The organism is Ignavibacteriales bacterium (assembly GCA_026390815.1).
Lineage (GTDB): Bacteria > Bacteroidota > Ignavibacteria > Ignavibacteriales > SURF-24 > JAPLFH01.
The window spans coordinates 1-8557 of sequence record JAPLFH010000017.1 but is presented as its reverse complement, the minus strand read 5'-3'; the positions used below and the strand labels follow the sequence as shown (position 1 = coordinate 8557).

The following is an 8557-nucleotide window of genomic DNA, read 5'->3' as shown; positions in this document are numbered from 1 at the left end:
CCGTGGCTGTCGTATAAGAAAATGAACTCATTAAATAATCTGTGTACAGTTCTAAGAGTTCTTTTTTCATCGCATACCTCTGATTTTTGTCACCAGAAATTTAATACCTTTCTTTCTCTTTGCGTAAGGTGAGTTAATAATATTTGGCTCTATTGATTCAGGTTTTACTATAATTCTAACACTTACTTGTTTTTTACTATCGTTACCAACTTCTTTACCAATACCTATTATTGAAATCGATGTGTCAGTAACATCTTCTATTGAAAATGTACCATTGCTAGTTTTCTTCAATCGTTCGGGTATTTCAAAACCAATAAATGAATTACTCCCACGATTATCTTCTTTACTTGTGCGATAATAAACTTGTGAAATTGAGGAAATGCTTGTTGCATCAGCAATCAATCCATCTCTATTTGCTTTTTTTGCAGCTTCGTTAAATGTCGATAAACCAATAAAAACTCCAGAGATAAAAACTATCCAAAGGAATAAACTAACAAAAGTTCCAACTATGCCTAATATCATTCCAATTTGCGTTGGTGTTTTCGCTGAACTTGATATACTACCTAGTTTAATTTTTTTACTGTCCTTATGTCCCATTATCCAAGCTGGTATTCCAAGAAATGGTCCAATAAAGAATAAACTCAAAATACCAAACACTAGAATTAGAGTTCCTCTACCTTCTTCTTGCGATTTTACTGAATTGTTTACAGACTCATTTTGGTTTTCCATTAAACAATACTCCTATTATTTTTTTATGAAGCCTAACGACGTTGCCGATAAGCGGCGCCCCATAACAAGGAAGCCGAGTAAAGCACAAATACCGATGATTAAGCCGTAGGTGCGTAAATTGTTTTCACACGCACCGAAGGCAAGTTAATTAATTAGAACGAACACTTTGAACAACAAACTATAACTAAAACACAATTTCAAAAATCTCAAATCCGCCAAACTAAAATGGCGGTCGGCGTTGAGGCGCTTGTTATATGGCGCTTTTTATTTTAGAAATACCATAGTTTTAGTTTGAGTATTGTTTCTGCTATTTATCTGATAATAATAAATCCCAGATGATAAATTACTGGCGTTAAATATTTCTTTATAATTCCCCACATTCTTGTACCCATTAACAATTGTTTTTACCTCTCTACCCAAAAAGTCATAAATAATTATTTTTACATTGTCGGATTTTTTAATTGCATATTCAATTGTCGTTGACGGGTTAAATGGATTTGGATAATTTTGAGAAAGTGAAAAAGAATAACCTTTATAATACTCATCATCAACATCTCCCGGGACTGGATTAAATTTTTCTTTTGCAATCCAAATATCGGTTTTATTGTTTTCATTATGCAACCATATTATTGCGACCATCACACTATCCGAATCTGATATATAAGTTGCTTTTGGCTTAAAGTCATTTCCCCCACTTTGGGAAATATTTAATAGACTGTCGTACAAACCATCATAAGTGTATGCTTTAATAAAAATTTCTTTATTGCCTATTATAGAATCAGTGTCAAATGCTAAGAAGAATGGTGTATAATTATTTGGCGCAGAGGTTGGTATTGGATAGGAGAAAAGTATAGGATTGAAGTAGTTGCATTCTGTGTTTTGTGTTATTTTGGTCTGCCACCACTCATACTCAGAATATTCTGCTTTCCATATAGTATCATTTTTTGTTTGAAATGCAATTTCCCTATCCAGACCAAATCTGGGGTTTATACTTAATACTCCATTAGATAAGAATATCGTATTAAATACTGGAGGATTGTTTTCATTATGTTGATAAGTCGTCAAACAGATTTTAACGGAATCAGTAAAGTTCTTTTCATATAGCACTTCGGTTTCTTGAAAACTATCATCCATAACTAAATCTGGGGAGGAACAACTAAGAGAGTCAAACAATATGTTAGAAGATAGAATAGGATAGAATTCTTTAATAAATAGATTCCCGTTATTAATCCAAGCCAATCTATGAATATTCAATGAGATTTGAGGATTAGTATTCAGTGAATCTAAGATTACTGTTGAATCACTTAATTGATTTCCAATGAAGTTTTTTAAAAACACTTGCCAAAAATTATCTTTATAGCTTTGCCAGACTATTTTAATACCTTGGTCATATCTATTAATTGCAATTTGAGGATTTGACTTGATTAGTAAATCTGAGGAGACAATTATATTATCACTCACGGTTGGTGCTAATTGTTTTAAGTACACAGTGTACAGTGAATCAATTTTATTTATCCAACAAATAAAAGTTTCGCCGTTTAGATTATTAAAGTCTTGAGAAAGAACATCAAACTCCAAATTATCACCAGGTATATCAATCAAAGTAGATACTTTAAAATTTTGGCAATAAGCTTCTATTGAAAATACAAATGGAAGCAAAAGTAAACTGAACAAGAATTTTTTAATGTCCATATTTTCCTCGCCATATAACGACGTTGCACATAAGCTGCTGCCCAAAGATGCAATGCCCATTTTGTTAATTAGGTTTTTATTTAGAATATTTTTCATATTAGAACTACATTGAACAAGAACACTTAAACGGAGCACCTAACTTATGAACCTCTCAAATGCCACGTGCGATTACGCAGTCAACTTGATGTGCTGTTTAGGTGCGCTTTTATACTATTTTATAACCATTAGTTTTTTAGTTTCTGAAAAATTATCAGCTTGTAATCGATAAAAATATATACCACTCGGCAAACCTTCTGCATTCCATGTCCGCATGTAACTTCCCGCCGCCATTTCTTCAGAGACAATTGTTGTCACCTCTCTTCCAAGCAAATCAAATACTTTCAGCGATGTAAAAGACTGTGTTGGAAGACTGAATGAAATGATGGTTGAAGGATTAAAAGGATTTGGATAATTTTGAGATAGCAAGAAGCTGCGTGGTATTTCATCTGACCGATTCTCCCATACTGAAGTTACAACACCGCCGCATGTGGTCCGGAGAATCGTGCCGTTGTCTCCTACTACCCAGCCGTTATTTGCATCCACAAACTGGGCATCGTAAAAATTGGTATTACTGTAATTATTGTTCGTTAGTTGCTTTGCCCAGGTTAATCCACCGTCTGTTGATTTATAAATATTTGAATTTTCGCCAACAACCCATATTGTTAAAGAGTTTATCCCACACAGACAACGAAAGTTGCCTATATAGTTCGGTTTTGGTGTCCAATTGGTGCCTCCATCCGTCGTTGAATAAGTATAACCATATCCCCCCACTGCCCCTCCAATATATGCATCGGCAAAAAGTACTGAGTACAATGTATTAGATGTAGTAAATTGAGAATTCCAGGTTGCGCCACCATCTATTGTTTTTAAGATTTCTCCGGAACCAACTACCCAACCTGTGTTTGCATCAACCATAGATAAGCTATAAAGAGATTGATTAATCCCAGCGTATGATGACCATGTTGTGCCCCCATTTGTTGTCTTCAGGATTACTCCTTGTCCTGAAGTGCCTCCTATAGTCCATCCAATATTTTCATCGAAAAATTGAACCGCTTGGAGATTAGCTGCTGTTGTCGAGTTCTGTGACGTCCAGTTATCTCCGCCATCGGTGGTTTTTTTAATAATGCCGCCATCACCAACGAGCCAACCCGTTGAAGTACTGAAGAAATAGATTCCGTTTATATTGTGTGATGTAAGCGTTGTTTGATTTGACCAGGTTACACCGGCGTTTGTTGTTTTCAACATTGTTCCGTTTGAACCGCCAACCCAGCCGGTTGAGGTGTTCACAAACGATACTGACTTTAACGAATTAGATGTATTACTTGTTTGGGGCAGCCAAGCAATAGTTGCAACATTTATGATGACATTTTTATCGCCCGGTTGAACTTGTGGAATATTCCGGTCATAACCGTAGTTCTGAGGAAGATTATCGATGCCAAGATAGTAGTTAGAGAACATCCTTGTAACGTAGAATGTAAAATTACCTGTGTTGGGATCAGTATAGGCATTGGTTTGTCCGTTATCCTGCGCAGATGCAAACAGTCTGAACGACGTACCACCGGGTGCTTGACCATCTAAAGTAACCCTGCCGGTGATAGAATCGTCGACAACATATGCTGTCAGGTCAATGCGCAAGTTGTCATATTGATGAAGAGAGATTGCATTAACTCTGGGTGGAAAGTACCCCGGAGCAATCCCATCACTGTTTGCTTGTATACTCCAGATGGAATTTGATGTGATTTCACTTAATGAATAACCAAATTGGAAAAAGCCATTTGCGTCAGTTGTAGCATCTTTACCATTTCCGCCATATTGTTGTCGCTGGGAATAAACCCCCACATTTGCGAACACATGTCCATCTTCCCCCTTCAGGTAGCCGACGACTGTTGCGGCAGATTGTGAATAGGGAAAGTTGATACCAGTAAAGTTTCCTGTTAACGTTATATTAATTTCCGTAGGCTGACTATAAGGAGGGATTTCATCTAGCGGCTGAATTCTCCATTCCAGACCACCAGCGGATGCGTTGAAGTTGATTGTATAATTGCCGCCTGCATCTGTGAGCGCACCCCATTGCCCGTTATTGTTCTGCGCTGCTACATAAATATTCTGTGCGCTTGCGCCCGGCACTGTAACAACACCGGAAACTGTGTACGTTGGTGATGGCAGCGCTGTGAACGTACCAACTACAGATTGTTCTATCCCATTGTTGGAAAATTTAAGTATATACTTTGCAGGTGGAAGGCCAAAACTTTCTATCACGAAAAAGATGTGTCCATTTACAAGACCGTCCATGTCACCAGGGTCTCCGGATTGACCGTCTGTTTGAGTGAAAGTTCCAAATAGCTGCTTGTCGCTTGCTGGATCAATTACTCCATTCCCGTTAAGGTCAATCCAAAATTCTCCTTTTGCAGAACCACCAACAGGAAGATTGTACTCCCATTTAAGGCTGTCTCCCTGCACCATAGTGAAATTAGAGCTAACACCGTTAACCGTAAGGTTTGTTACCTGAGCCTCAGCACCAGAGCCGAGATACAGAAATAAAAATATCGATAAAAACCGACTCAATTTTTTCATAACGATTCTCCTTTCTTGTTTTGTTAAGGAATAATTGCAGTTAACTTTTATAATTATGCAATTGTGGCGTTTATCCATCCCTTTTAGGTGGGATATACGCAATAATAGCAGCGTTTATTTTTCTTGTATAGCTAACGTTGCGTTTAACCTGCCGCCCAAAATAAGAATGCAGGTCTTAAATAGTTAATTAAAATATCAGAACAAACTTTCATAAAACTACTAACCTGTTCGTTGTTTTTTCTTATAGTCAATTCTTTCCTTGGCTAGTAAATATCATTCCTTGCAAGAACTGTCTATCCCGCTAGCGGGATTATTTTCATAAAACTAACGGATTGAATTTTGTCTTCATCATTATAACATTCTTATCAATAAGTAAAATAATCTCTTTTAAAACTTGTGCCTTGCCATCCGAAAATAATTTATCCAAATTACAAATAGTTCTATAAGTCGCATTTACGCCTGCCCACCGAAACGTAGTATAGGAGGGGCTTAGTCCAACACCGGATTATCATAGTGATGCCAATGGCAAAACTCGGCAAGTTTACCTACCGAAGCTGTTGTTTAGCGTAGGTAGGCTTCCTTTTAATCCTTTATAACGTTATACAGAAATCTTTTTAATAGTATTCTCATAAATCTGTTTAAAAGGAATTTCGACTTTAATATTTTTATAAAATTGAAAAACAAATTCAACGGAATTTTTAATTGCCCATAAACAGCAATCACCACTTAAGCAAAGGTAAGGGAAAAAGGGTTCTGTCTTAGGATGGAAATATTTACTTAACTCATATTTACCCTTCATAGATTTTTCAAGATACGTGGCAGAATTGTTATCAGTAGAAACTTTTTGCCATTCAGGTTCATAATGGATTAGTGCATTTCTGAGTTTAATTATTGCGGCAACATTTTGATAAGGATTACAAGAAGAATCTATTTTACTGCTTTCTGTAACATCTAGCGCAATTTCATATTTATCTAATATGGAATGTCTTGCAGTCCGAGGAATACCTCGATCCCATAACGATATAATTACATTAGAATTTTTCACAAGTATAGTTTTTGAAATATTGTTTTCTTCATCTTTTATAGTGGAATAGAATTCGTTGATATTTGATTCTAAGAACGTCACACATAGAATAATGCTAGAAAACAAGTGGTGGAAATATTCATCACTATAGGAGTGTTGTTCTTTTTCAAAAGCTATTGCATATTTTGCAAAATCTATTGAAGCATCAAGAAATCGAAATGCTAAATATGATTTTTTTCTTATTCCTATAGGTTTCATATTCTTCTGTATAACGACGTTGCCGATAACCCGCTGCCCATAACAGCAATGCAGATTAAAACGACAAAGCCAATGATTAAGCAAACTGCACTTAACTTGCTTTCGCAAGTGCAGTTTGTAAGTTAATTAATTAGAACGAACACTTAGAACAAAGTCTCTAACTAAAATACAATTTCAAAAATCTCAAAACTGCCCAACTAAAAAGGCGGTCGGCGTTGAGGCGCTTGTTAGTACGCATTTAAATAGCTTCTGAAATTGCTTTACCTATTTTCATTATCGCATCATAATTTTGTAATCCGTAATTACCTATTTTGCCTAAAGTTTTTATGAACTTTTTGATTCTCTCTTTTGTAGAAGTAGTATCTGGTGAATTTTTTAATTCGCCTTTTATATTTTCAATTTCTTGTTTTAATTCATTAACAAGATTTTCATTATTTGCTTTACTTTTTTCTAACTCATCTAACATTTTAGAAAAATCAATCTCTAAGTCAAACTTATTTTTGATTACATTACTCAAATTTTGATTAACAGATAAATTAATGTTTTGTATTTTCGGGATGCTTTCTATTAGCTGAGTAATGTATTTCTCTTGACTTTCTATTTGTCTATCTTTTTGAGAAAGTAAAAAATTAATCGTTGAATATTGAAGTTTATTAAAATCTGATAAATTCTGAATACCGTACTTCAAATTTATTTGTGTTGTACTTAATTCGTTTTCATAATCAATCATAAATTTAGCTTTTTGGTATTCACTCAATTTAGTATTTCTAAATTCAATATTTATTTCATTAAAAGGTTTAAATATATTTTTAATATAATCTTGAAATGCTTCAATAATATTAAATTGTTTAAAGCTATTATCTACAAGAAGATTAACTCTGATCTTAGAACCTTCCGGTAACATAGTGACATTAATATTTTCATTTAAAACGTTTTTAGAATAATCCCAAAAAAAGTTTATATAGTTTATAATGCCAGTTCTAATTTCATCAGGCAAGTCTAAGAGAAAACTCCATTTATTTTGTTCCTTCAAATAATCTAAAAATGTGAAATTTTTGTTTTCTTGATCACCAAAATTTCCTAATAAGGGTACTCTACTATTTTGATTAGGAAAAAAGTATTCCAAATTATCTTCTTTTCTTATAATATAATCAGTAAAGATATATTTAGTGTTTTCAATAGTTTTTTGATCAAAAACAATATTATCAGCTCGAATTGATTTTAAAACGACACCAGTAAAATCACAATTTTTAAAAGACTTATTTGAAAAATCTAAGGATAACAAAAATCCATTGCTAAACGAATAATTAATAAATTCTGTTAAACTATTAAACTGAGCTTGCTGTAAAATCGCACCATCAAAACTTACACCAGGGGCATTTAAATTTTTAATAATTGAAATGTTTGTATTTGAAAAGTTGACATCATCAAAAAATTGCGCATTATTAAATTCAAGCTTATTGTGAAAAGTGCTATTACTAAGATCAAATAATTTGTGAAATTTTGCCCATTGAAAATCAACATCTTTGTAGAAGATTGAAGAATGGAAAATTACATTACCTTCAAACGATCTGCCTCTAAATACAACATTTTCATAAAACTTACATCCGTGAAAAACAAATTTATTTTCTGATAATCCACCGACAAGAATTAATTTGTTGAATTCTGAAGCTACAAATGAAACGTTATTCTTGAATATTGCGCCTTGTAAGAACAATTTATTGTGAAAGATAGTTTTATGACAGATTATATCACTTTTAAATTCACAGTTTTCAAAATCTGCAAATCCATTAAATTCTGCTTTTCTTAAATCAAGCTCCTTAAAAAATATTTTATTTTTAAAACTTATTTTTGGGAAAATAAATCCTCTAAAATTATAACAAGGGAAATTTCTATTTTTTTCAATTCTAGCAATTAGCGAACCTAAAGCTTTAATAAAAAAATCTTCTTTGTCTTTTAAGTTTTTACTGTGGAAAATGCAAAAATCATCATTCTCTAAAGAAGGATGCTCGCAAGGAAAATCCTTACTATTATTGTCATAGTAAATGAACGCACATTTATGTGATTTTGATATTTCCATAATTGCAACTTTTTGCGTACTAACGGCGTTGCCGATAAGCGGCGCCCCAGAACAAGGATGCCGAATAACTGCAACTACTTTTTATTTTAAAAATGTTTTTTAATACTACTTACTTCAAAGAGCAACTTGGTTTTATAGCCAAACACAAAAATTTTAACAAT

General features: G+C 33.7%; 5 protein-coding genes. All 5 read right to left on the bottom strand.

Features of this window, described 5'->3' with window-relative positions; all coding sequences use genetic code 11:
- Nucleotides 1-66: 66 nt before the first annotated feature.
- A complete protein-coding gene (locus NTX22_07170) occupies nucleotides 67-729 on the bottom strand; it encodes a hypothetical protein (GenBank protein ID MCX6150284.1) in 663 nt (220 codons plus the stop codon).
- Between the two features lie 264 nt (nucleotides 730-993).
- Entirely contained in the window at nucleotides 994-2517 is a 1524-nt protein-coding gene (locus tag NTX22_07165) for a T9SS type A sorting domain-containing protein (protein MCX6150283.1), read from the bottom strand.
- 114 nt (nucleotides 2518-2631) lie between these two features.
- Entirely contained in the window at nucleotides 2632-5034 is a 2403-nt protein-coding gene (locus tag NTX22_07160) for a YCF48-related protein (protein MCX6150282.1), read from the bottom strand.
- 598 nt (nucleotides 5035-5632) lie between these two features.
- Entirely contained in the window at nucleotides 5633-6316 is a 684-nt protein-coding gene (locus NTX22_07155) for a hypothetical protein (protein MCX6150281.1), read from the bottom strand.
- A gap of 238 nt (nucleotides 6317-6554) precedes the next feature.
- Nucleotides 6555-8396, bottom strand: a complete 1842-nt coding sequence (locus NTX22_07150) for a hypothetical protein (protein ID MCX6150280.1) — start codon at nucleotides 8394-8396, stop codon at nucleotides 6555-6557.
- Nucleotides 8397-8557: the final 161 nt, after the last annotated feature.